Origin of the sequence: Streptomyces sp. NPDC051041, from assembly GCF_044456065.1 — a bacterium.
Taxonomy (GTDB): Bacteria; Actinomycetota; Actinomycetes; order Streptomycetales; family Streptomycetaceae; genus Streptomyces; species Streptomyces glaucus.
The window spans coordinates 402,869-425,020 of sequence record NZ_JBITFM010000003.1 but is presented as its reverse complement, the minus strand read 5'-3'; the positions used below and the strand labels follow the sequence as shown (position 1 = coordinate 425,020).

Annotated in this window: 22 protein-coding genes; 8 read left to right on the top strand and 14 right to left on the bottom strand. The window is 74.0% G+C overall.

Annotation, left to right across the window (positions count from 1 at the left end):
• Window positions 1-11 precede the first annotated feature (11 nt).
• Both ACIBAI_RS08070 and ACIBAI_RS08065 read right to left on the bottom strand, forming a co-directional pair.
• The gene (locus tag ACIBAI_RS08070) at window positions 12-941 is read right to left on the bottom strand and encodes a 3-oxoacyl-[acyl-carrier-protein] synthase III C-terminal domain-containing protein (RefSeq protein WP_399031999.1); all 930 of its coding nucleotides are present in this window, start codon (window positions 939-941) and stop codon (window positions 12-14) included.
• Window positions 942-1,087: 146 nt separating this feature from the next.
• Entirely contained in the window at window positions 1,088-1,816 is a 729-nt protein-coding gene (locus tag ACIBAI_RS08065; protein ID WP_399031997.1) for a DUF4097 family beta strand repeat-containing protein, read from the bottom strand.
• A 235-nt stretch (window positions 1,817-2,051) separates the two neighbouring features.
• Here ACIBAI_RS08065 and ACIBAI_RS08060 point away from each other — a divergent pair, with 235 nt between their 5' ends.
• Window positions 2,052-2,759, top strand: coding sequence for an aspartate/glutamate racemase family protein (locus ACIBAI_RS08060; RefSeq protein ID WP_399031996.1), 708 nt, complete (start codon window positions 2,052-2,054; stop codon window positions 2,757-2,759).
• A gap of 208 nt (window positions 2,760-2,967) precedes the next feature.
• Here ACIBAI_RS08060 and ACIBAI_RS08055 read toward each other — a convergent pair whose 3' ends face one another.
• On the bottom strand, window positions 2,968-4,365 hold the full coding sequence (locus tag ACIBAI_RS08055) for a class II 3-deoxy-7-phosphoheptulonate synthase (protein ID WP_399031994.1): 1,398 nt from the start codon (window positions 4,363-4,365) through the stop codon (window positions 2,968-2,970).
• 256 nt (window positions 4,366-4,621) lie between these two features.
• On the opposite strand from ACIBAI_RS08055, the gene ACIBAI_RS08050 reads away from it, so the two are divergent.
• Both ACIBAI_RS08050 and ACIBAI_RS08045 read left to right on the top strand, forming a co-directional pair.
• Window positions 4,622-6,151, top strand: coding sequence for an anthranilate synthase component I family protein (locus tag ACIBAI_RS08050; RefSeq protein ID WP_399031992.1), 1,530 nt, complete (start codon window positions 4,622-4,624; stop codon window positions 6,149-6,151).
• A 38-nt stretch (window positions 6,152-6,189) separates the two neighbouring features.
• Window positions 6,190-6,783, top strand: a complete 594-nt coding sequence (locus ACIBAI_RS08045) for an anthranilate synthase component II (protein ID WP_399031990.1) — start codon at window positions 6,190-6,192, stop codon at window positions 6,781-6,783.
• 118 nt (window positions 6,784-6,901) lie between these two features.
• On the opposite strand, the gene ACIBAI_RS08040 is transcribed toward ACIBAI_RS08045, so the two are convergent.
• Window positions 6,902-8,290 (bottom strand): PLP-dependent aminotransferase family protein, encoded by a 1,389-nt coding sequence (locus tag ACIBAI_RS08040; protein WP_399031988.1) that lies wholly within the window; start codon window positions 8,288-8,290, stop codon window positions 6,902-6,904.
• 135 nt (window positions 8,291-8,425) lie between these two features.
• Between ACIBAI_RS08040 and trpD the strand changes: the two genes are divergently transcribed.
• The gene (gene trpD / locus ACIBAI_RS08035) at window positions 8,426-9,484 is read left to right on the top strand and encodes an anthranilate phosphoribosyltransferase (protein ID WP_399031987.1); all 1,059 of its coding nucleotides are present in this window, start codon (window positions 8,426-8,428) and stop codon (window positions 9,482-9,484) included.
• A 279-nt stretch (window positions 9,485-9,763) separates the two neighbouring features.
• Here the strand turns inward: trpD and trpC are convergent, their stop codons facing one another.
• The 10 genes from trpC to ACIBAI_RS07985 are packed head-to-tail and all read right to left on the bottom strand — an operon-like array spanning window position 9,764 to window position 17,484.
• Window positions 9,764-10,612 (bottom strand): indole-3-glycerol phosphate synthase TrpC, encoded by an 849-nt coding sequence (gene trpC / locus ACIBAI_RS08030; protein WP_399031985.1) that lies wholly within the window; start codon window positions 10,610-10,612, stop codon window positions 9,764-9,766.
• 54 nt (window positions 10,613-10,666) lie between these two features.
• Entirely contained in the window at window positions 10,667-11,380 is a 714-nt protein-coding gene (locus ACIBAI_RS08025) for a 2-hydroxychromene-2-carboxylate isomerase (protein WP_399031983.1), read from the bottom strand.
• A 1-nt stretch (window position 11,381) separates the two neighbouring features.
• Window positions 11,382-12,128: a 3-oxoacyl-[acyl-carrier-protein] reductase gene (gene fabG / locus ACIBAI_RS08020; protein WP_399032222.1), complete on the bottom strand. Its 747-nt coding sequence runs from the start codon at window positions 12,126-12,128 to the stop codon at window positions 11,382-11,384.
• Window positions 12,128-12,628, bottom strand: coding sequence for a 3-hydroxyacyl-ACP dehydratase FabZ family protein (locus ACIBAI_RS08015; RefSeq protein ID WP_399031981.1), 501 nt, complete (start codon window positions 12,626-12,628; stop codon window positions 12,128-12,130). The genes fabG and ACIBAI_RS08015 overlap by 1 nt, the downstream gene beginning before the upstream one ends.
• Window positions 12,625-13,023 (bottom strand): hotdog domain-containing protein, encoded by a 399-nt coding sequence (locus ACIBAI_RS08010; protein WP_399031980.1) that lies wholly within the window; start codon window positions 13,021-13,023, stop codon window positions 12,625-12,627. The genes ACIBAI_RS08015 and ACIBAI_RS08010 overlap by 4 nt, the downstream gene beginning before the upstream one ends.
• Before the next feature lie 11 nt (window positions 13,024-13,034).
• Window positions 13,035-14,159, bottom strand: coding sequence for a beta-ketoacyl synthase N-terminal-like domain-containing protein (locus ACIBAI_RS08005; RefSeq protein ID WP_399031978.1), 1,125 nt, complete (start codon window positions 14,157-14,159; stop codon window positions 13,035-13,037).
• On the bottom strand, window positions 14,156-15,130 hold the full coding sequence (locus tag ACIBAI_RS08000) for a hypothetical protein (RefSeq protein ID WP_399031976.1): 975 nt from the start codon (window positions 15,128-15,130) through the stop codon (window positions 14,156-14,158). Before ACIBAI_RS08000 ends, ACIBAI_RS08005 begins: the two co-directional genes overlap by 4 nt.
• Window positions 15,127-15,942, bottom strand: coding sequence for an alpha/beta fold hydrolase (locus ACIBAI_RS07995; protein WP_399031974.1), 816 nt, complete (start codon window positions 15,940-15,942; stop codon window positions 15,127-15,129). Before ACIBAI_RS07995 ends, ACIBAI_RS08000 begins: the two co-directional genes overlap by 4 nt.
• Window positions 15,939-17,177, bottom strand: coding sequence for a beta-ketoacyl-[acyl-carrier-protein] synthase family protein (locus ACIBAI_RS07990; RefSeq protein WP_399031972.1), 1,239 nt, complete (start codon window positions 17,175-17,177; stop codon window positions 15,939-15,941). Before ACIBAI_RS07990 ends, ACIBAI_RS07995 begins: the two co-directional genes overlap by 4 nt.
• Before the next feature lie 46 nt (window positions 17,178-17,223).
• The gene (locus tag ACIBAI_RS07985) at window positions 17,224-17,484 is read right to left on the bottom strand and encodes an acyl carrier protein (RefSeq protein WP_399031970.1); all 261 of its coding nucleotides are present in this window, start codon (window positions 17,482-17,484) and stop codon (window positions 17,224-17,226) included.
• A gap of 239 nt (window positions 17,485-17,723) precedes the next feature.
• Here ACIBAI_RS07985 and ACIBAI_RS07980 point away from each other — a divergent pair, with 239 nt between their 5' ends.
• The 4 genes from ACIBAI_RS07980 to ACIBAI_RS07965 all read left to right on the top strand — a co-directional run bounded on the left by ACIBAI_RS07980 (window position 17,724) and on the right by ACIBAI_RS07965 (window position 22,144).
• Window positions 17,724-18,485 carry a 4'-phosphopantetheinyl transferase family protein gene (locus ACIBAI_RS07980; protein WP_399031968.1) on the top strand — a complete coding sequence of 254 codons (762 nt, stop codon included), beginning with the start codon at window positions 17,724-17,726 and terminating at the stop codon, window positions 18,483-18,485.
• Complete coding sequence (locus tag ACIBAI_RS07975; protein ID WP_399031966.1) at window positions 18,482-18,721, top strand: hypothetical protein; 240 nt, start codon at window positions 18,482-18,484, stop codon at window positions 18,719-18,721. Before ACIBAI_RS07980 ends, ACIBAI_RS07975 begins: the two co-directional genes overlap by 4 nt.
• Window positions 18,722-18,791: 70 nt before the next feature.
• On the top strand, window positions 18,792-19,583 hold the full coding sequence (locus tag ACIBAI_RS07970) for an ABC transporter ATP-binding protein (RefSeq protein ID WP_399031964.1): 792 nt from the start codon (window positions 18,792-18,794) through the stop codon (window positions 19,581-19,583).
• Window positions 19,583-22,144 carry an FtsX-like permease family protein gene (locus tag ACIBAI_RS07965; protein ID WP_399031962.1) on the top strand — a complete coding sequence of 854 codons (2,562 nt, stop codon included), beginning with the start codon at window positions 19,583-19,585 and terminating at the stop codon, window positions 22,142-22,144. The genes ACIBAI_RS07970 and ACIBAI_RS07965 overlap by 1 nt, the downstream gene beginning before the upstream one ends.
• Window positions 22,145-22,152 lie beyond the last annotated feature (8 nt).

Below are 22,152 nucleotides of genomic sequence, written 5' to 3'. Positions count from 1 at the left end.
TCCTCTCGGTCTCAGTGCTGGAGGACCATCGCCGCGAACGACTGGCCGAGGCCCGCGGAGGTCATCAGGTAGGTGTCTCCGGGCCGCAGCAGGCCGAGTTCGCGTGCGGACTGGTAGTTGACGAAGGGGTCGGCGCAGAAGCAGTGGCCGGTCCTCGCGATGTTGTCCAGGAAGATGCGCTCGCGGTCGATGCCGAGGTGGCCGGCGGCGACCGTCCAGGAGACTCGGTTGACGTTGTGCGGCAGCACGAGGTCGAGGTCGGCGACACCGAGTCCGGCGGCGCCGAGCGCGCCGTGGATGACCTCGGACATGACGTCCTGGTAGATGCGCTTGGCCTCTCTGGCCCCTTCGGGGTCCAGGTCGATCACGCCGTCCTCGCGGCCGACGATGCGGGCCTCGTAGCCGAGCACCCGGTCCCGGGGGCCGCCGGCGCTGACGAGCAGGGCCGTCATGCCCTCGCCCATGATGGAGACGTCCTCGACCCACTGGGAGAACGGGGTGAACGTCTTGTCCCCGGCCAGCACCAGCGCGAGTGCGCCGGGGTCGGGGTCGGCGGCCAGCAGGGTGCCGGCCGTGTCGAGGGCGAGCAGGCCGGTCGCGCAGCCGTGGTCGGCCACGGAGAACACGGTGGCGTGGCGCAGGCCGAGGGCCTCGCGCACCTGCTGGAGGGGGCTGACGGGGTAGGGCGCGGTGGTGCGCAGCCCCTTGGCCCGCACCACGTAGCGCACGCGGTCCTCCTGGCCTGCGAGGGCCTCCAGCTTCCCGGCGGCCGCCAGCAGCAGCTCGGCCTCGGACTGGTCGGGCGCCTGGCAGATCCGCTCCAGGCCGTACAGCCTGGTGAACCTGCGCACCTGCTGGTCCGTCAGGCCCAGCGGTTCCCGTAGCTCTTCGACGGAAATGGTGGGGGGCAGGTAACTCGACACCGCTTCTAGCGAGGTCATGCGCCGGGCCTCCTTGAGTGGTCGGAGCCACTCAAGACTCGCCGGGGGCGCTGACAGGGGGCTGACACCCCACTGATCGCGGCCCGCCCGGGCCGGTCAGCCGCGGTGTGTCACCGCGGTGCCGACGGTCGGACGGGCCGTTGCGGTCAGGAGTTCTTGACGGTGATGTCCCCGTTGCTGGTCTTCAGTCCGAGTTCGTAGCGGCCCGCCGGGTCGTTGGGCACGTCGATGTTCTTGTCGCCGTTGTTCGACTCGGCCGAGATCCGGTAACCGGCCTGCGGCATGGTCAGGGTGATGTCCCCGTTGGACGTCTTGGCCTGCACGTCCACCGGCGTGGACGGGGTCAGGTCGATCCCGCCGTTGGACGTCTCGGCCTTGATCCGGGCGGCCTTGATGTCCTCTCCGGTGATGCGGCCGTTGGAGGTCTTCACCTCGACCGCGCCGGACACCCCGTTCATCTCGATTCGGCCGGAACTGGTCGTCACCTTGACCTCTCCGACCTTGGCCAGGTGGACCGCGCCGCTGGAGACCTCGCCGCTGACCGGGACGCCGGCGGGCACGTCGACGGTGTAGTTGACCGAGCAGCGGCTGCCGCAGCCGCCCAGGACTAACACGCCGTCCTCGATGCGGTGCGTGGCGCCCTCCGGCTTGTCGCCCCGGTACTCGATCTCGCGGTGCAGCGACAGGGCCCCGCCGTCGGTGCCGTTGACGGTGACACCGCCCGAGCCGTTCTCCAGCCGGACCGAGGTGATCTTCCCGGACAGCGTGCTGTCGTCCTCGAAGGTCTCGCCCTGCACCAGACCGCACGCGGCGAGGCCGGCGGTGGCGAGGCCGGCGGTCGCGAGGATCCCGAGGCGGCGGAGTTGCTGACGCATGAATGTTCCCCCAGTTCTGGAGAGATGCCCGAACGGGCCCGAAGAAAGCGCTGGTCGAAGGCCTGTGTGACCCAACGCTCCGCGACGCTATCGCACCCACAACCAAGCGACCATGGGGCAAACCCCCGGTTCGGCCACCTGCTGTCCGCACCTGCGAAGGCGTGACCGGCGGCGCTGCGGCGAGGCGTCAGCCGCTCGTCAGCGGCGTGTCAGCGGACCGGGTGAGCATCGACCCATGACTGCGGTGACGACCCGCTCCCCGGAGCGGACGCTGGGCGTGCTCGGCGGAATGGGGCCCGCGGCGACGGCGGAGTTCCTGCGGCTGCTGGCCGCGGACGTGCCGGCGAGCCGGGACCAGGAGCACCCCAGGATCGTCATGCTCTCCGATCCCGGCATTCCCGACCGCACGGCCGCGATCCTCAGCGGTGACCCGGAGGCGGCCCGGCGCATACGCCAGGACCTGTTCACCCTGGCCGGCTGGGGCGCCGACCTGCTGGCGATCCCCTGCAACACGGCGCACGCGCTGCTCGACGGCATCGCCCCCGAACTGCCCGCCCCGGTCGTGGACATCGTCGACGCGACCCTGGACGCGGCGGCCGAGGCCAGTCCCGAGGGAGGGTGGCTCACCGCCACCACCGGGACCGTGGCCTGCGGCCTCTACCAGAAACGGGCGGCCGAGCGCGGGTATCCGCTGCACGTTCCGCGCGACGCGGAGCAGGAACTCGTCCACGAGGCCGCCCTCCGGGTGAAGGCCGGGCGCGCCGACGCCGCGTCGGACCTCTTCCGCCAGGCCGTGGAGTCGCTGTGGCGGCGACGGTCCCTGCCGGTGCTGGCCGCCTGCACCGAACTGCCCCTCGCCCACCGGCACGCCGCGCTGCCCGCGGAGTCCATGGTGTCCAGCCTGGGCGCCCTGTCCCGGGCCTGCGTGGCCGCCCTGTTCTGAACAGGTCTGCCCGTACGCGGCTCGGTCCCGCTCGCGTGCGGGCTTCGGCGTGTTTGCGTTCGCGGCGCGAGGCTGCCCGCGTGCGGGGCTCGATGCCGCACGCGCGCAGGGTCCGGGCCCTGCCCGCGCGCGGAGCTCGGACCTGCGCGCGAGCAGGGCTCGGAGCCCGTCCTTCCGCCGGGCCGCGGACGCGGCCCGGCGGCCGCTGCTACGCGGTGCCGGAACCGCCGTCCGACGTGCCCGGGGAAGCCCGCCGGGGGTGAGCCGGACCGCCGTGTTCCCGGTACATCTCGGCGAGGAGGAAGGCCAGGTCCAGGGACTGGGTGTGGTTGAGCCGCGGGTCGCAGGCCGTCTCGTAGCGGTACGGCAGGTCCTCGGCGCGCACCTCGTTGCCGCCCCCGATGCACTCGGTGACGTCGTCACCGGTGAGTTCGACGTGGACGCCGCCGGGGTGCGTGCCGAGCTCCTGGTGCACCTCGACGAAACCGCGGACCTCGTCGAGGATCGCGTCGAAGCGGCGCGTCTTGTGGCCGCTCGGGGCCGTGAAGGTGTTGCCGTGCATCGGGTCGCTCACCCAGCAGACCTGGGCCCCCTCGGCGGTCACCTTCTCCACCAGGGTGGGCAGCACGTCGCGGACCCGGTCGGCGCCGGCCCGGACCACCAGCGTCAGCCGGCCCGGTTCGCGTGCCGGGTCCAGACGGTCGATGAGGCCGAGCACCGTGTCGGGCGTGGCGGTGGGGCCCAGTTTGACCGCGACGGGGTTGGCGACGCGGGAGAAGTACTCGACGTGCGCGCCGTCCAGGTCCCGGGTGCGCTCGCCGATCCACAGCAGGTGGCCGCTGGTGGCGTACGAGCGGCCGGTGTCCGCCTCGGCGCGGGTGAGGGCCGCCTCGTACTCGAGGAGCAGGCCCTCGTGGCCGACGAAGAACTCGGCGCTGGTGAGCTCGCCGAGATCGGCTCCGCACGCCTGCATGAAGGCGAGACTGCGGTCGATCTCGTCGGCGAGCCGCTCGTAGCGCCGGCCGGCCGCAGAACCGGCGACGAACCCCTGGTTCCAGGCGTGCACCTGGCGCAGGTCGGCGAAGCCTCCGGTGGTCAGCGCGCGGACCAGGTTGAGAGTCGTGGCCGACGCCTCGTACATCCGCCGCATGCGCCACGGGTCGGGCGTACGGGCCTGCGGGGTGAACTCCGCGCCGTTGACCGCGTCACCGCGGTAGGACGGGAGCGTACGCCCGTCGCGCCGCTCCACCGGACTGGAGCGCGGCTTGGCGTACTGCCCCGCCATCCGGCCCACCTTCACGACCGGCAGGGCCGTGGCGTGGGTGAGCACGACGGCCATCTGCAGCAGCGTCCTGAGCTTGCCGCGCACCGCCTGGGTGGTCGCCCGCCCGAAGGTCTCGGCGCAGTCCCCGCCCTGGAGGATGATCGCCTCGCCCCGGGCGACCGCGGCCATCCGCGTGCGCAGCCGGTCGCACTCGGCGGCCAGGACCAGCGGCGGCGCCCCGGCCAGCCACCGGGTCACGGACCGCACCTGTTCCGCGTCGGGCCATTCCGGCTGCTGGGCGGCGAAACGCGCCCGCCAGGATGCGCTGGGCTCACTGTCCATGTCCGGCTCCTTTCCCGTGCGTTTCGTCGTCGCCTTCTCCGACAAGGCGGGTGGAAATACCGAACAGCTCAGCCCACGCGGCGGTTCGCGGTCAAGCGATTCCGAAGTGGTCCGCATCCGCGTGCGGAAATTGGTCTGGCACGCCCGGCGGCAACACGGTTTTCTGACGGAAACAGCGTGGACCGACCGTGCCCGAAGCTCGATTGCGGAATTCGGCGGGTTTCACCATGACGGACTTCACGATGAGGACTTCACGATGACGGAGCTCACCATGTCGGGAAGGGAATCCATCGGCGTACGCGTCGTGGCCGACGAACTGCCGTCGCACGACCCGCTCGATCTGTACACCGGCCTGTGCGAGGCACTGGGCCCCGAGGAGGTCTTCCTCTTCGAGGACCTGAGCGGCGGCGGGGCGGGGCAGCGGCGTCCGGCCGTGGTGGGGGCCGGCCGGCTCGCGGAGATCCGGGGCTACGCGGATCACGTCGAGATCGACGGCGCGCCCCGGCTGGTACGGGCCCTGGCCGCCGCCGCCGGGGAACTCGGCCTGCGCGCGGAACCCGGCGGCGACGGCCATGGCCCGCACCGGCTGCGCTGCACCGACTCGGCGCAGCTGTGGGACCTGGCGGCCCGGGCCCAGCGGCTGTTCGTCCTCGACACCGAACTGCCCCCGACGGCGTACGCCTTCGGCTTCCTGACGTCGTTCGCCTACGAGTCCGCCTGGCACATGGAGGACCTGCCGCCGCGGACCAAGGAGCCGCAGGGCCCCGACGTCACGCTGACCCTGTTCCGGGACACCGTCTGGTACGGGCCCGGCGGGGTGCGCCGGCTCGGCGCCGAGAGCGAGGCCTTCCCCGCGCGGCCCGCGCACCTGGACCTCGCGGTCGAGACCTGGGCGGCGGCCCAGCTGCCCGAGCGGGCACCGGAGTCGGCCGTGCCCGCGGCGCCCGTGCCCGACGAGGTGCGCGACAGTGTCAGCCGTACGACGTTCCTGGAGTGGGCCGGCCGGTGCCTGGAGCACATCAGGGTCGGCGACATCTACCAGATCCAGATCGGCCACCGGATCGACGTGCGCACCGCCCTGGCGCCCGTCGACGTCTACCGCAGGCTGCGCGGCCGGAACCCCTCGCCGCACATGTACCTGATGCCCCGCGCCGGGCGCACGCTGATCGGCGCCAGCCCCGAGCTGTTCTTCCGGATCGAGGGCGGGCGGATCGTGATGCGGCCCATCGCGGGCACGGCCCGGCGCTGCGCGGACCACGAGGAGAACCAGCGGCGGATCAAGGAGATGCGGGAGAGCGAGAAGGAACAGGCCGAGCACATCATGCTGGTCGACCTGTGCCGCAACGACATCGGGCGGGTGTGCCGCCCGAGCGTCCAGCCGGTGGAACGGCTGATGGCGGTGGAGAGCTTCTCCCACGTGTTCCACCTCGTCTCCACGGTCGCCGGGGACCTGGAGCCCGGGGTCGACCCGTGGCAGGCGGTGCGGGCCACCTTCCCGGCCGGCACCATGACCGGCGCCCCCAAGGTGCGGGCCATGGAGATCATCGACGAGCTGGAGCGGGAGGGCCGGGGCGCCTACGCCGGCGCGGTGGGCCTGGTCGACGTACGCGGCTGGAGCGAACTCGCGCTGTGCATCCGCACCATCGAGTACGACGGCGCCGTCTACTCCGCGCAGAGCTCGGCCGGCCTCGTCGCGCAGTCCGATCCCGAGGCCGAATGGCGGGAGACCCTGGCGAAGATGGGCGCCGCCTACTGGGCGCTGACCGGTGACGAGCTGCCGGCGTGAACGACCCCGGACACCCTCACCCCACGAAGAGGACAGGCATGAAGGTCCTGCTGATCGACGCGTACGACAGCTTCGTCCACATCATCGACCAGTACCTGCGCACGCTCGGCGCGCAGACCGAGGTCGTGCGGTCGCTGACCCGCTCCCCCGACGAACTGGCGGCCTCCCGCCCGGACGCGGTGGTGCTCGGCCCCGGGCCGGGCCATCCTCTGGAGTCCGGCCATGTGGAGCTGGTCCACCGCTTCGCCGGCCGGGTGCCGCTGCTCGGCGTGTGCCTGGGGCACCAGGCCATCGCGCTGGCCCACGGCGGGCGCGTCGAGGTGGCCGATCAGGTGATGCACGGCCGCACCAGCACGGTGCGGCACGACGGGACGGGGATCTTCCAGGGGCTGGGCCACACGCTGGAGGCCACGCGCTACCACTCCCTGGTCGTCTCCCAGCCGCTGCCCGAGCCCCTGACCGTCACCGCGACCGCCGCCGACCACGGCTACGTGATGGGCCTGCGCCACCGCACCCTGCCCGTCGAGGGCGTGCAGTTCCACCCGGAGAGCATCATGACGACGGGCGGCCTGACGATGCTGCGCACCTTCTTGTCACGGAGCGGGAACGGGGTGCCGGAGCAGGTGGGCTGACCGGCTCACGACGGCCGGGGCGCCCGTGGGCCGAGGCGGTGACCGGCGTGCGGCAGCGGGCACGGCTGCGGGCCGAGGCGGTGACCGGCGTGCGGGATCAGCGCCGGTCGCGGTGGGTTCACCGGTGGCCGGCCGTGCCGATTGCGCGGACGGCCTCGGTCACGCCCGAGCGCGGCAGGTGGGTGTGTCCGACGACCAGCGCGGGCGCGTCCCGCCGCGGCCGGGCGTGGTAGGCCGAGGCCCCTCGCACCAGCACCGAGCGGCCGAGCGCGGCGCTCACCAGGGCCGCCTCGTCGACGTGCCGGGGCAGCTGGACGTAGGCGTGGTGGCCCGCCGCCCGGCCGGCGACCCGCGCCCCCGGCAGATGCCGGCGCACCGCCTCGTCGAGGGCCTCCCGGCGGTCGCGGCAGTGGGCGTTGAGACGCCGCAGATGACGGTCGAACATGCCGCTGTGCAGCAGTTCGGCGAAGGCCAGCTGGGTGAGCGTCTCGGTGCCCAGGTCGTGCCGGGCCCGCCCGCGCAGCAGCGGGTCCATGAGGTCACCGGGCACGGCCAGCCAGCCCAGGCGCAGTCCGGGTGCGAGCGTCTTGCTGGCGGTGCCGGCGTAGACGACCCGGTCGGGGGCGAGGCGTTGCAGCGCGAGGGGGCGGGGGCTGCGCTCGTACCACAGGCCCCCGTCGTAGTCGTCCTCGACGATCCAGCCGCCGACGTCCCGGGCCCAGCGGATCAGCGCCTCGCGGCGCCGGGCCGACAGGACGACCCCGGTGGGGAACTGGTGGGCGGGCGTGACCAGGACCGCGCGCACGCCGGTCGCGGCCAGCGCCTCGACGTCGATGCCCTCCTCGTCGACCGGGACCGGCACCGGGTGCAGCCCGCTCTCCCGCAGGAACCGGCGCTGACCCGGGTGGGCCGGGTCCTCGACGGCGAGCCGGTCCACTCCGTGCCCCGGCAGTACGGCGCACAGCAGGCCGAGCGCCTGCCCGAAACCGGCGACCACCATGATCAGGTCGGGGTGTGCCCGGACCCCGCGCGAACGGCCCAGGTAGTGGGCGAGTTCGGTGCGCAGGGCGGGCTCCCCGGCCAGCGGCGGGTAGTCGTGGTCCGCGGGCGAGGCCGCGTTGACGACGAGCTGGTAGCAGGCGAGCCATTCGCGGCGCGGGAACGCCGGCAGGTTGCGGCCGCCGGTGCGCAGGTCCCAGCGGGTCGCGGGCGCCCGGTCCGCGTCCAGCAGCGCGGGGACGACCGCCGGCCTGTCCAGGTGCGGCACCACGCGGGTGCCGGCGCCCCGGACCGCCTCCAGGTATCCCTCGGCGACGAGCTGCCCGTAGGCCTCCACGACGACGCTGCGCGAGACGTCGAGGTCGTCGGCGAGGGCCCGGCTGGAGGGCAGCCGGGTGCCGGGGTGCAGAATTCCCTCCGCTATCTCCTTCTTGATGAACCGCTGGATCTGGGCCGTCAGAGAAACCTCCGAATCCCTGACGATCTCGACGGACATGTGCAGCGCCACGGCCCTTCCCTCCCTTGAATCGGACCGTCGGTGAATTGGACCGTATTTCTCGGTGGACAGTGGTCTGGAACACCTGCCGGAGAATCAGCAGACTGACAGGCGACAGGTTTTCGGATTCCGGGCGAGGAGAATTCCATGAGCGCCACGTCACCGAGTCGCACCTGGCCGGACCTACTGGACACGCTGCTGAACGGCCGGAGTCTTTCCACGCAGGACACCGAATGGGCGATGGACGACGTCATGTCGGGCACGGCCGGGCCGGTGCGGCTGGCCGGGCTGATGGTGGCGCTGCGGGCCAAGGGCGAGACGGTCGAGGAGATCGAGGGGCTGGTGCGGGCGCTGTACCGGCATGCCGTGCCGCTCGACGTGCCGGGGCCCGTGCTGGACATCGTGGGGACCGGCGGGGACGGCTCGAACAGCGTCAACATCTCCACGATGTCGGCGATCGTGGCGGCCGGCGCCGGCGCCCGGGTCGTCAAGCACGGCAACCGGTCGGCGTCCTCGGCGTGCGGTTCGGCGGACGTGCTGGAGGAGCTGGGGGTGGCGCTGGAGCTCGCGCCGGCCGAGCTCGCGGAGGTGGCCGAGGAGACGGGCATCACCTTCTGCTTCGCCCCGCTGTTCCATCCGGCGCTGCGGCACGCGGCCGGGCCGCGCCGGGAACTCGGCATCCGGACGGTCTTCAACGCGCTGGGCCCGCTGGTGAATCCGGCCGCGCCCGCCGCCCTGGCGGTAGGCGTCGCCGACCCGCGGCTCGCCCCGCTGCTCGCCGGTGTGCTCGCCCGCCGGGGGGTGTCGGCGCTGGTCTTCCGGGGCGACGACGGGATGGACGAACTGACGGTCACCACGACCTCCACGGTCTGGTCGGTGTACGGCGGCGAGGTGCGAAAGGAGTGCTTCGACCCCCGGGACATCGGCGTTCCGACGGCGGCCGCCGACGCCCTGCGCGGCGGCGACCGCGGCCACAACGCGCGCGTGGCCCTCGACGTCCTCGCCGGGACGCGCGGGCCCGTACGGGACGCGGTGCTGCTGTCGGCGGCGGCGGGTCTGGCCGCGCTGGACCCCTCCCCGCGCCCGGTCACCGAGCGCCTGGCCGCGGGCCTGGAACGCGCCGCCGACGCCATCGACTCCGGCGCGGCAGCCGCCACGCTGGACCGCTGGACGACGGTCACGGCGAAGCGGGCCTCGGCAGGCTGACTCCAAGGGCCCGAGCGCCCGGGGCGTCGGGCCCTTCGCCGGTCACCGCAGCGCGGCAGGCGGAGGGGGCGGGCAGTCGGCCCATGGCGCGACGCCGGTCCCCCGGACCGATGACGCCGACCCCGAGGAGCACCCGCGGTGGCCTCACCCGGCCCACGGACCACCGCACCGGAACAACCGGACCACGGCCCGGCCCCACCAGGGGCCGGCTGTCGCCGCCGCCGACCGGGCCACCGCCCGGCAGCACCACGAGCCCCCAGCGGCCGCAGCCGGCCGGGTTCACGGTCCGGTGGTGTCGGGAGCCGTCGGTGGCCGGGGCGGGCGGCGGGGCGCATCGGGGTGGCGGCCCGCCGCCGTCAGGGTCCGCACCGCCCGGCGCGGATCGCCGCCGGTCACCAGGGACTCGCCGACCAGGACCGCGTGGGCCCCCCGGGCGGCGTACCCGGCGACGTCCGCGGGGCCGCGGACGCCCGACTCGGCGATCCTCACCACGTCATCGGGAAGCTGCGGCGCGACGCGGGCGAACGTCGTGCGGTCCACGTCGAGCGTGCGCAGGTCACGCGCGTTGACGCCGACGACCCGGGCCCCCGCGGCCACCGCCCGCTCGGCCTCCCGCGGGTCGTGGACCTCCACCAGCGGCGTGAGGCCGATCGTGTGGGCCTGCGCGACGAGGTCGGCCAGCAGCGGCTGCTCGAGGGCGGCGACGATCAGCAGCACGAGATCCGCGCCATGGGCCCGGGCCTCCCACAGCTGGTAGGCGCCGACGACGAAGTCCTTGCGCAGCACCGGCACGTCCACGCGGGCGCGCACCTCGTCCAAATCCGCGAGCGTGCCCCCGAACCTGCGACGTTCCGTCAGCACGCTGACCGCTCTGGCACCGCCCGCCGCGTAGTCGGCCGCGAGCGAGGCCGGGGCGGGGATCGCGGCCAGCGCCCCCTTGGACGGGCTGGCCCGCTTCACCTCGGCGATCACCCCCGTGCCGCCGCCGCCCCGCAGCAGCGCGGCGCAGTCCCGCACCGGCCCGGCGCACGCCGCCCGCTCGCGCAGCTCCCGTACGGAAACCCGGCGCCGGCGCTCCTCCAGGTCCTCGCGCACGCCCTCGACGATGTCGTCCAGGACACTCCTCACGGCGGCCCCCCTCCCGTCACGAGCGGTTCCTCCCGGGGGCCGGGCGCGGCCCGCTCATCCGCAGCCCCCCGCGTGTCCGTCGTCGGCCGTTCGCGTGCCGAGTCCGGCCGCCGCGCCGGCCGGTTCCGGCATGCTCCGGGCGGGGACCAGGCGTTCCCGCAGGTGGACCGCGAAGTCCGGGAGCCGGTCGAGTCCCCAGAAGCGGCTGTGGCCGTGCACGAAGAAGGGGACGCCGAACACGCCGTCCGCGTCGATGTCCAGCAGCAGCCTGACCCCCTCCCGACGCAGCTCCGGGTCGTCGGCGGCACCCGACAACTGCGCCGGGTCCAGCCCGAGTTCCGTGGCGATGCCGGCGACGACGGCCCGGTCGCAGATGTCCCGGCCCTGCTCCCAGCGCGCGCGGTAGGCCGCCGCGACGTACTCCGGGCCGCGCCCCTTGCGCAGGGCGACGAGATACGCCAGATGCGGGACCTCCCACACCGGCGCCCGGTCCACCGGCCAGGTCAGGGAGATGCCCCGGGCCTTGGCGATGCGCCCGACGTCCTGGAGGATGTACAGGTGCTTGGCGCGGGACATGGGCGTGTACGGGAAGGTGCCGCCGGCTTCGGCGAGCATTCGCTCGCTGGTCGCGTCGGGCTCGAAGAAGGGCCGCCACTCGACCGCGGCGGCGATGTCCGGGTGGTATTCCAGCAGTTCGCGGTAGGCGAGCCAGGAGTAGGGGCTGCGCAGCGAGAAGTAGAACCTCGGGGTCTTCCGGCCGGCCGCCACGTCAGATCACCAGACCGCCGTCGACGCCCAGCACCTGGCCGGTGATGTACGAGGCGCGCTCCGACACCAGGAAGGACACCAGGTCGGCGACCTCCTCGGGGCGGCCGAACCGGCCCAGCGGGATCCGCTCGGCCAGCTTTCCGCTCGCGCCCTCGCCGAGCGCCGACGTCATGTCGGTCTCGATGAAGCCCGGGGCGACCGTGTTGACGCGGATGCCCCTGGGGGCCACCTCCTTGGCCAGCGCCTTGGAGAAGCCGATGATGCCGGCCTTGGACGCCGAGTAGTTCGTCTGCGTGGCGTTGCCGTACACGCCGGCGACCGAGGACATGGTGACCACGGTGCCGGCCCTGCGCTTCAGCATGGCGAACACCGCGGCGCGGCAGATGTGGTAGGTGCCGTCGAGGTTGACGCGCAGCACCTCCTGCCAGGACTGCCCGTTGAGCATGACGAGCGGGTTGTCCCGGACGATGCCGGCCGAGGACACCACGGCGTGGACGGGCCCGAGTTCCCGCTCGGTCTCCCGTACGAAGTCCTCCGCCTCGTACTGTTCGGCCACGTCGACGCGGCGCGTCAGCACGGCCGCGCCGGCCGCCTCGGCCTCCTTGGCGACGGCCTGCGCCTCCTCCTCCTGCGACCGGTAGCAGAAGGCCACGTCGAAACCGTCGGCGGCGAGCCGCTGGACCACGCTGCGGCCGATCCCGCGGGAGCCTCCCGTGACCAGCGCGACGCGCCGGGTGTCTGCGGACATCATGACCTCTCGTCGGTTGTCGTTTCGGCCCCGGCCGCCCGGGCCGGGGCCGGGCGCAGGGCGAGCGTGAGCTGCCCGACCTCCAGGACGGGCCGGCCGGCCACGGTGCTGCCGCCGGCGGTGATGACGGTGTCGCCGAGGTCCCGGACCATCCGGACCTCGTGGACGAGGAGCGAGCCCGGGGCGACGGGGGCGATCGCGCGCGCGTCGCGCACCCCGGCCAGCAGGGCGACGCTCCCCGCGAGCACGTCCGGGTTGGGCCGCTCCCAGCACGCCAGCAGCACCGCGGCCTGGGCCCAGGACTCCAGCAGCATCCCCAGCGGGTACGTCCGCTCGTCCCGTGCCGCCCCGCCGTCGAGGGCGTGGAAGCCGGGTGCGGCGGCGCCGACCGACCGGTGGGCGATGAGCCGCCGCCCCGGTTCCACCTCCGCCACGCGGTCCACCAGCAGCGCCGGGGGGCGGTGCGGGATGACCGACGTGACCGGGGCTGTCGTGTTCACGGCTTCTCCTGCGGGTAGTGGAGGGAGATCTCGGCGGCGGGCCGGGCGTCCGCGCTGACCGCCGCGATCGCCCGGATGCCGTCCCCGGACCGTTCGATCCGCGCCTCGACGAGCAGTTCCTCGCCCGGCCGTACGGGGCTGAGGAAGCGCGCCTTCTTCACCACGACGGGGTGGTCGCGGGGCACGCCGGCGCCGGCGGCCAGGTCGTAGACGTACTGCACGAGGCTGAAACCCGGCACCAGCGGGAAGCCGGGGTAGTGCCCGGCGAGGAACGGGTCGTCGGCGGGCACGGTGACCCGTCCGCGGACGGTCTCCTCGGCGGGCCGCGGCGCGGCCGGGCCGTCCGCCGGGCCCGGGTGGGCTCCGGTCAGGCCGAGCGCCTCTTCGAGCGTCATGGTCGTCCTCCTCATCCGCCGAGCAGCGCGCAGCCGACCGTGCCGTCCCGGTCGATGCCGGTGACCAGGGCGAGCGCCCCGTCCGGCAGCCGGCCCTCGCCGGCCAGGGCGAGGACTGCCGCGGTCTGGAAGCCGGTGGCGGCGGCCGAGGTGTCGCCGAGGAGCGGCCGGCACCGGATCCACTCGGGCTCGGCGCCGGCGGGCAGGGCGTGCCGGACGGCGTCCTCCTCCCCGTCGGCGCCGAGCGGCACGGCGAAGCGGACGCGTGCGGCGTCGGCCCCGGTCTCGTCCAGCAGGGCGCGTACGCACTCCGTCAGGGCCTCGCCCGCCTGCTCCGGCCGGTGGTAGGCGCGGAAGCGGGTGCCCAGCAGCCGGGCGAGCGGGGTGCGGCCCGCCTCGTGCGCGGCGGCGGCCGGTTCGAGCAGCCAGGCCGTGCCGCCCTCGCCGAGCGGCGGACGCGGGCCGCCTTCGGCGGCGTGCCACTCCAGCCAGGCCCGTTGCGTCGAGTACTCCTCGGCGGCCCCGCACAGCACCCGTTCGCAGTGCCCGCCGCGGTACAGCCGTGCCGCGTAGCCGAGGACGAGCAGGCCGGTCAGCCAGCCGCCCGCGATGGTGGTGTTGGGTCCCTTGATGCCGTGCCAGATGGCGCTCTGGCCCGCCGCGCGGTTCATCACGGTGTTGGGGAAGCGGGCCGGGTCGACGAGGTACGGGCGCTCCCCGGTGAGGGAGTCCCGGGTGAAGTCCATGATGCTCTGGACGCTGCCGGAGCCGGTGCCCAGGACCAGGGCGACGCGTTCCGGACGCTCGACGAGGGCGGGACCGCAGCCCTCCAGCAGCTGCCCGAAGGCGGACACGGCCAGCGCGGTCACCCGGTCCATGGTGCGGGTGCCCTTCCTGCCGAGGGCACCGGCGGCGGTGAAGTCCGGGACGAGGCCGGCCTGTGCGTAGGGTCCGGGGCAGGTGTCGTGGTCGAGCGCGGCGAGCGCGCTCGCGGCTTCCCGGATCCCGGCGCCGTACGCGGCGGCGCCGGCCCCGTACGGCGACACCGCGGACCAGGCGGAGAGGACGAGGTCGCCGGTGGCCGGGGGTCCGCTCGCCGGCCCGGCCGCCTCGGCCAGGGTGCCGGCGGCGGTCATGCCGTCCCCCGGCCGACCGCCTTGCCCGCCTTGCCGCTGAGCGCGTTGATCAGACGGTCGTCGAAGTCGACCAGGCTCCAGTCGCGGCGGTTCTCGATGACGGCCCAGCCGTGCGTGATGCGGCCGGTGGTGGTCGGCACGAGCATGCCGTCGCGCAGCACGTAGGTGTCCATGCGGGCGGTGTAGGTGAAGCGCTTGAAGATGTTCTCGACGGTGAAGACGGTGTAGAGCGTCTCCTCCATCCGGGCCTCGTCGAGGACGGTGATCCGGGAGTGCGGGACGACGGGGATCCAGTCCTGCTCGTCGAGCAGGGTCTTGATGGAGACCCCGCGGTCCTCCAGGAAGAGGTCGACGACCTCCTCCATCTGCCGCAGGTAGCCCGACATCTGCACGCGCTCGGTGAAGTGGCAGTAGAAGTACGGCATCCGCCAGGCCCAGCCGAAGGCGTTGCGGCCGGCGGTCAGCTGCTCCAGCGGGTCCGTGCCGGGCTGCACCGGGACGGGCTCGGCACCGGAACCGGCACCGGCGCCGAGCCGGTCGACGACGAACTCCGCGAGTTCGGCGGGCGGTTCCTCCACCTCGTGGCCGCGGGGGTCCAGGCGCAGCTGGACGGCGACCTTGGACACCACGGCCTTCACGGGCTCGCCGTCGCGCCGCACCGTCATCTCGACGACGAACCGCTGCCCGTCGCCCTTGCCGGGCGCGGGACGGACGACGGCGGTGGCGACGTCGTCGATGTGGAAGGCCGTGCGGATCTTGGTGTCGATGTCGGTGATGTCGACGCCGAGGCCGTGGCGCTCGTACAGCCGGCCGGCCGGGAAGCCGCGCTGCCGCAGGTGGTCGTAGACGGCCTCCTCCACCATGTAGTTGACGTGCTTGAAGCCGATCCAGGTGCAGATGTTGGACCCCTCGTAGCGGGGCCGGATCTCCAGCCGGGTCGAGCCGTCCGTGGCGGCGGTGCTGACGCTCATGTCATCTCCAGTCGGGAATGGGAGGCCGCGGCGGCGTGCCGCGCGGGAGAGGGGCCTGCGGCGAGGAAGTCGCCCACCAGGCGGGTGACGAGGCCGGGGTTCTCCACCATGGGGAAGTGCCGGCATCCGTCGAGGAGTTCGAAGCGGGCTCCCGGGACGCTCCCGGCGAGCGCCCGGCCGTCTTCGGCCCGTGCCGCGATGTCCTTCTCGCCGGACAGCACCAGCAGGGGGGAGCGGACCGCCCCCAGGTCGAGGAAGGGCGTGCGCAGGTACGACTCGAAGAACCGCATCCAGCCGTAGGGGCCGATCTGGTCGCGCAGCCGGAGGGCCATCCAGTCCCGGTGCGCCTTGGCGAACCGCGCGGTCCCGCCGACCTCCAGCGCCTCCTCGAAGACCCGGTGGAAGTCGTTGAGGTAGTACGAGATCACCGACCAGTCGAAGTCCCGCGGGCTGGACCGGTAGAAGGGGCTGATCAGCACCGTGGGCCGGGGCGCGACCAGCCCGGCGGCACTGGCCTCGGTGAGCAGGTTGGCGGCGTAGGAGTGCGCGACGACCGCGTCGTACGGCTGACCCGGCGGCTCTTCCAGCAGGTCGACGAGGTACTGGGCGGGCTGGGGCAGGGCGCCCCAGCCCTCGCTGCCGGTCATGGCCCGCCAGGGCAGCTCCACGTCCCACAGTTCCAGCCGCCCGTCGGCGCGGGCCGCGAACGGGTCCCACACCGAGGGCCTGCCGCCCAGCCCGTGCAGCAGGAGCACCCGCAGCGGGTCGTCGTGGGCGGCGGGCCTGCGCAGCCGCGGGGTCACGGCTGTCATGCGGCCGTGCCCTGTTCGTATCTGCCGAGGATCACCACGGCGTTGTTGCCGGCGAAGGCCAGTGCGTTGTTCTGCACGATCCGTACGTCGGCGGCGCGTGCCTCGTTGGGCACGGGGTCGACGCCGCACTCCGGGTCCGTCCGCCGGTGGTTGATGGTCGGCGGGATGAACCCCTCGGTGATGGCCAGCGCGCAGGCGGCCGAGGCGAGGGCGCTGGCGGCGCCCATGGTGTGGCCGAGCATGGACTTGATGGAGACGGTCGGCGGCGGCTCGGCGAACACCTGGCGGATGGCCCCGGCCTCCGTGACGTCGTTGGCCTTGGTCCCGGTGCCGTGCGCCGAGATGAAGTCGATGTCCTCCGGTTTCACCCCCGCGTTGCGGTGGGCCAGTTCGATGCAGGCGGCGAGGCTGTCCTGGTCCGGGGCGACCGGGTGGTGGGCGTCGCAGTTGAGCCCGTAGCCCAGGACCTCGGCGTAGATGCGGGCACCGCGCGCCAGGGCGGACTCCAGACTCTCCATGAGCAGGATGCCGGCCCCCTCCCCGGTGAGGATGCCCCGGCGGTCGGCGTCGAAGGGCTGGCACACCTCGGGGGCGATGGTGCCGAGCCGGTAGAAGCCGGTGAAGGTCTTGCGGCACACCGCGTCGGCTCCGCCGGACAGGGCGACGTCGGCCTCGCCGGAGCGGATCGCGTCGAAGCCGGAGCCGATGGCGTAGTTGCCGGCGGCGCAGGCGGTCGGAATGGTGACCGCCTCGACGTCGCGCAGCTCCAGTTCCCGCACGATGCTGCTGGACAGCAGCCCGGCGGCGGACCGGCGCGCCACCACCGGGTCCAGCTGCTCCGGCCCGGAGGCGAGCTGGGCGGCCATGAGGCCGTCGAGGTCGTGCGACTCGCCGTCGGTGGTGCCGACGGAGACGAGCACCCGGCGGGAGCGGAGCTCGTCCAGGCCCATGCCCGCGTCGGACACGGCCATCCGGGCCGCCGCCACGGAGAACTGGCCGGCCCGGCCCAGCTCCTTCGGATCGATGTTCTCGATCCACTCGGCCGGGTCGAAGCCGTCGATCTCGCAGCCGTTGGCGTAGGCGTATCCGGTCGTGTCGAAGGACGTGATCGGCTTGACGCCGCTGCGGCCGGTGCGAAGCCCGGACAGGAACTCCGCGGCTCCGGTGCCGATGCTGGTCACCGTTCCCAGACCGGTGACGACGACCCGGTGCGGTCGCCTGCGCTCGCTGCTCATCGGTGTCCCCTCTGTCGGCATCTCTGTCGGCGTCCGCGCGGGGCGGCTACTTGGACAGGCCTTCCTGGACGACGGCGACCACGCCGTCCAGATTGACCATCCGGACGAGCTCGGTCTGGTCGATCTCGATCTGGAAGGTGCGCTCCAGGGACGAGAGGATCTCGATCGCCCCGAGGGAGTCGGCGTTGTGGTCCTCCTTGAAGAGGCTGGTGTCCGTCACCTCGGCGGGCTCGATCTCCAGGATCTCGCAGACGATCTCCTTGATCTGGGCGCGCTGTTCGGCGGTGATGGCGACCGTGCTGGGCATTTCGCCTCCAAGTGACGTGGTGGAGCGGACGGTCAGGAGTCTTCTCGGCGGCGCTGACACGGAACTGACGCGCTGCTGACTCGCGCGGACAGGGAAACCGACGGCACGCCCGGCCTGTTCGGAAGCGTCCGTCCCCTGCGTTGTTCGGCGCTGGCTGAAACACCTGGTGGGCCGCGGCCGCCCGCGTCAAGGTGGTCGACCGACACCTTCACGCCCGTCCGCCCCGCCTGGAGAAGGCATTGAGCCCCCGCCTCGCATCCCGCCGGATCACCGTCGTCGTCACTCCCACCCCGGGGCTGGACGACGCCGCGTCGCGCACCGCGCTGCTGACGGCGACGGCCCGTGTGCTCGGCATGGCGCCGGATGGGCTGCGCCTGGGGCACGAGCCCGGTGGCCGCCCGCTGCTGACCGGGCTCGGGGACGACGTGCGGGTGAGCCTGAGTCACGGCCGCGGAGTCGCCGCGCTGGCGCTGACGGACCTGGGGCCCGTGGGGGTCGACGTGGAGGTGCCGCGGCCGGTGGCCGCGCAGCGCCTGGCCGACCGGTGGTTCGGCGGCGCCGAGGCCGACTGGCTGCGCTCCCGCCCCGGACACGCGCGCGACCTGGCGTTCTTCTGGTTGTGGACGCACAAGGAGGCCATGGGCAAGGCCTGCGGGACCGGCCTCGCCCGGGGCGGCCTGGAGCGGCCCGGACCGCTGCCGCGCCACTGGCCGCCGCCGTACGCGCCGGTGCACCGGCTCAGGCCGCTGTCCCGTCCGGCCGGCCGGCCGGACCGCGCGGGATTGGCGGTCGCCGCTCCCCTGGTCGGGCCGGGCGCCGTGCTCGCCGTCGCGGCACTCGGCCCGCGGGCGTGCGGCGCCCCCGTGGACGTCCGGCTGTGCCCGGCACCGCACGGGCGATCCGGCAGTGGGCGTCCGGCGGGCGGCGCGGGGACCGAGGACGCCTGCCATGCCGCGAGCGCGCGAGCCACCCACCCGAGTCGAAGGGAACTCCCGACATGAGCGGCGGGTTCATCGCCATTTTCATCATCCTGATCGTCGTCCTCGGCATCAGCATGAGCACGGTCGCCTACTTCACCCTCCAACGGCATCGCACGGACGCCGTGGCCATGACCGGGTACCGGCGGCTGGCCGAGGAGGCCGTGGCCCGGCAGGAGGCGCTGCAAGCGGAGCTCCGGCAGATGACCGACCGCCTGTGCGCCGTGGAGTTCCTGCTGCGCAGTGTCGACGAGGGCTGAGTCCCTTACCCGCGCACCCGAGCCGCCGGCCGACGGCCGGCCACACCCCAGCGACCAGGGAGACCGATTGATGAACAGCACACCGCCGCACGGCGCCGACGACGTCGTCGTGCTGAGCAGGGTGCGCCGGGACTACGGCACCGAGCGCACCCGGGTGGCCGCGCTCGACGACGTGTCGATCGGTTTCCGCCGCGGCACCTTCACCGCAGTGATGGGGCCGTCCGGCTCCGGCAAGACCACGCTGTTGCAGTGCGCCGCGGGCCTGGACCGGCCGACGTCGGGCTCGGTCGTCCTGGACGGGCAGGAACTGTCCGGCATGGGCGAGCGGAAGCTCACCAGGCTGCGCCGCGAGCGCATCGGCTTCGTCTTCCAGTCCTACAACCTGCTGCCCGCGCTGACCGTGGAGGACAACGTCACCCTGCCGCTGCGCCTGGCGGGCCGCAGGCCCGAACGCGGCGGTGTGCAGCGGGTACTGGAGCAGGTGGGGCTCGGCGACCGCCGCGGGCACCGGCCGGACGAACTCTCCGGCGGCCAGCGGCAACGCGTCGCCATCGCCCGCGCGCTGATCACGAACCCGGCCGTCATCTTCGGCGATGAGCCGACCGGCGCGCTGGACACCCGCACGGCGCTGGAGGTGCTGCGGCTGCTGCGCGCCGCGGTGCGCGACGGGGGGCAGACGGCCGTCGTCGTCACCCACGACCCGGTGGCCGCCTCCCACGCCGACCGCGTGGTGTTCCTCGCCGACGGCCGGATCGCCGACGAGCTGCACGCCGCCTCCGCCGACACGATCGCCGAACGCATGACCCACCTCGGCGCGTGGGGCGAGCAGCCCGGCGCCCAGTACGCCGGAGGAACCGTCTGATGTTCGGCCTGGCCCTGCGGACCCTGAGGTTCCGCAAGGGAGGCTTCCTCGCCTCCTTCGTCGCCCTGTTCTTCGGGGCGGCGATCGTCGCTGCCTGCGGTGGCCTCATGGAGACCGGCATCCGGGCCAACGCCTCGCCCCAGCGGTTCGCCGCCGCCCCCGTCGTGGTCACCGGCGACCAGGTGTTCGACGAGGTGCTGCCGGAACGCGCCCGGATCCCCGGCTCCCTCGTCGACCGGATCGCGGCACTGCCGGGAGTCGAACGGGCCCTGCCCGACGTGTCGTTCGCGGCCACCGCGCTCGACGGCGACCGGACCGCGTCCGGCGGCGGCAAGCTGACCGGGCACGGCTGGTCCTCCGCCCGGATCAGCGGCGCCCCGCTCGTGGCGGGCGCCGCACCGCGACGGGCCGGCGAAGCGGCCCTCGACGCCCGGCTGGCCGGCCGGCTCGGGCTCAAGGCCGGTGACGACCTGCGGCTCGTGGTGGCCGGCGGCACCGCGTCGGTCCGGGTGAGCGGTGTCGTACGGTCCACGGCCGGGACCGCGACGGCGGTGTACTTCACCGACGCGGAGGCCGCGCGCCTGCTCGGAGCGCGGGGGCAGGTCGACGCCGTCGCCGTCTTCCCCGAACCCGGGGTCGGCGCGGGTGCGTTGCGCGAGCGTGTCGCCCCCGTGCTGAAGGACACCGGCGCGCGGGCGGTGACCGGTGACGAGCGCGGCACCGCCGAGTTCCCGCAGGCGCTGGAGGGCGCGACGCGGCTGATCTCGATGTCGGCGGTGTTCGGCGGGATCGCCGTCATGGTCGTGGTGTTCGTCGTCGGCTCCACCCTCGCCGTGCTGGTCCAGCAGCGGATGCGGGAGATGGCCCTGCTGCGGGCGGTGGGATCGCTGCCCGGCCAGATCCGGCGCATGGTCGCGGGCGAGACCCTGGTGGTCGGCGTCCTGGCGACCGCGCTCGCCCTGGCGCCCGGCCGCACGGCCGGCCGGCTGATGCTGGAGCAGATCGCCGACGGCGGCGTGGTGGCGCCGCAGGTCGCCTATCGCGCCGGGTGGATCCCCCTGGTCGCCGCCGCCGGAGCCGCGCTCGCGGCGGCCCTGGCCGCGGCCTTCATCGCCTCCCGCCGCGCCGCGCTGGTCCGGCCCGCCGCCGCCCTCGCCGAAGCGGGTCTGCAACAGCGCTGGCTGAGCGCGCCCCGGTTGGTGTGCGCGCTGCTCTGCTTCGCGGGCGGCACCGCCCTGGCCGTGGTCACCGCCACCGTGATGCCCGCCTCGGTCGCCTCCAGCACGGCCGGACCGTCCGCCATGCTGTGGGCCTCCGGCATCGCGCTGGTCTGCCCGGGGCTGACCCGGGTGCTCGCCGCCGCCCTGCGCCCGCCGCTGCGTCTCTTCTCCGGCCTGGCGGGCCGCCTGGCCGCGGACAACGTCCGTGCCCGGCGGATCCGGACGGCCGACGCGGTCACCCCGGTGATGCTCGCCACGGGCCTGGCCACGGCGCTGGTCTACCTGCAGACCAGCCAGCACGAGGCGGCCCCGGACGCGGCGTCCGCGTTCGACGGGGCTCAGGCCGTGATCGGTTCGTCGACCGGCGGGCTGTCCCCGGAGCTGCTCGACGAGGTCGCCGCCCTGCCGGGCGTGTCGGGCGTGTCCGCGTACGTCCCGGACGGCGCCTTCGTCGTGGCCCCGGCGGGTGCGGGCGCGGCGGGAGGCCGGGACGCGGTGACGCGCCCGGATGGGGACCCCGACAGCACCGAACTGCCCGTGCGGGGCGTCTCCCCCCAGGGGATCGGCTCCGCCCTGCACGTCACCGCGGCGCAGGGCTCCTTCGCCGAGTTGCGCGGTGACACGATCGCGCTGCCCGCCTCGCTCACCGACGAGGCGGGTCGGGGCGTGGGCGACTCCGTCGTGGCGGTGCTCGGCGACGGAGTCCGGGTCACGGTGAAGGTCGTCGCCTCCCACGAGCCGGCCGGCGGAGCCGGGACCGCGTTCCTGCCCGCCGACCTGATGCTGGAGCACTCCACCAGCGGCCCGGCCCCCCAGCTGCTCGTCTTCGCCGGGCAGGGCGTGTCCGGCGAGCGGCTGCAGGAGTCGCTGCGCACGCTGCGGGACACCCGTCCCGGGCTGCTGGTGTCGGGCCCCGCGGAGGCGGAGGTCGCCGCCGAGGACGCCTCGACCGGCGCGTGGATCAACTACATGCTGGCCGCGACCATCATCGGCTACGCGGTGATCTCCCTGGTCAACACCCTGGTCGTGGCCGCGTCCGAGCGGCGTGGGGAATTCGCGCTGCAACGCCTCGTGGGAGCCACGAGGGGGCAGGTCATGCGGATGATGACGGTCGAGGCGCTGCTGGTGGCCGTCATGGGCACCGTCCTGGGATCCGCGGTGGCCGCCGCGACGCTGGTCCCCTTCGCCCTCGCCCTCGCCGGCTCGTGGCTGCCCGGCGGCCCGGTGTGGATCTACCTGTCGATCGTGGGCTTCGTCGGCGCACTGACCGTCGCGGCCACGCTGCTGCCGGTCCGTTTCGCCCTGCGGTCCGGTCCGGCCGGGGCACCGGCCGCGCCCTGAGGTCCCGT

Excerpts from the sequence above, each read along its gene's own strand:
- ACIBAI_RS08045 (WP_399031990.1), top strand. The coding sequence starts at position 6,190 with ATGAAGGTCCTGCTGATCGACGCGTACGACAGCTTCGTCCACATCATC.
- ACIBAI_RS07995 (WP_399031974.1), bottom strand. The coding sequence starts at position 15,942 with ATGACAGCCGTGACCCCGCGGCTGCGCAGGCCCGCCGCCCACGACGAC.
- ACIBAI_RS07985 (WP_399031970.1), bottom strand. The coding sequence starts at position 17,484 with ATGCCCAGCACGGTCGCCATCACCGCCGAACAGCGCGCCCAGATCAAG.
- ACIBAI_RS08065 (WP_399031997.1), bottom strand. The coding sequence starts at position 1,816 with ATGCGTCAGCAACTCCGCCGCCTCGGGATCCTCGCGACCGCCGGCCTC.
- fabG (WP_399032222.1), bottom strand. The coding sequence starts at position 12,128 with ATGTCCGCAGACACCCGGCGCGTCGCGCTGGTCACGGGAGGCTCCCGC.
- ACIBAI_RS08070 (WP_399031999.1), bottom strand. The coding sequence starts at position 941 with ATGACCTCGCTAGAAGCGGTGTCGAGTTACCTGCCCCCCACCATTTCC.
- ACIBAI_RS07965 (WP_399031962.1), top strand. The coding sequence starts at position 19,583 with ATGTTCGGCCTGGCCCTGCGGACCCTGAGGTTCCGCAAGGGAGGCTTC.
- ACIBAI_RS07990 (WP_399031972.1), bottom strand. The coding sequence starts at position 17,177 with ATGAGCAGCGAGCGCAGGCGACCGCACCGGGTCGTCGTCACCGGTCTG.
- ACIBAI_RS07975 (WP_399031966.1), top strand. The coding sequence starts at position 18,482 with ATGAGCGGCGGGTTCATCGCCATTTTCATCATCCTGATCGTCGTCCTC.
- ACIBAI_RS08055 (WP_399031994.1), bottom strand. The coding sequence starts at position 4,365 with ATGGACAGTGAGCCCAGCGCATCCTGGCGGGCGCGTTTCGCCGCCCAG.
- ACIBAI_RS08010 (WP_399031980.1), bottom strand. The coding sequence starts at position 13,023 with ATGACGCTCGAAGAGGCGCTCGGCCTGACCGGAGCCCACCCGGGCCCG.
- ACIBAI_RS08000 (WP_399031976.1), bottom strand. The coding sequence starts at position 15,130 with ATGAGCGTCAGCACCGCCGCCACGGACGGCTCGACCCGGCTGGAGATC.
- ACIBAI_RS08060 (WP_399031996.1), top strand. The coding sequence starts at position 2,052 with ATGACTGCGGTGACGACCCGCTCCCCGGAGCGGACGCTGGGCGTGCTC.
- ACIBAI_RS08005 (WP_399031978.1), bottom strand. The coding sequence starts at position 14,159 with ATGACCGCCGCCGGCACCCTGGCCGAGGCGGCCGGGCCGGCGAGCGGA.
- ACIBAI_RS07970 (WP_399031964.1), top strand. The coding sequence starts at position 18,792 with ATGAACAGCACACCGCCGCACGGCGCCGACGACGTCGTCGTGCTGAGC.
- trpD (WP_399031987.1), top strand. The coding sequence starts at position 8,426 with ATGAGCGCCACGTCACCGAGTCGCACCTGGCCGGACCTACTGGACACG.
- ACIBAI_RS08050 (WP_399031992.1), top strand. The coding sequence starts at position 4,622 with ATGACGGAGCTCACCATGTCGGGAAGGGAATCCATCGGCGTACGCGTC.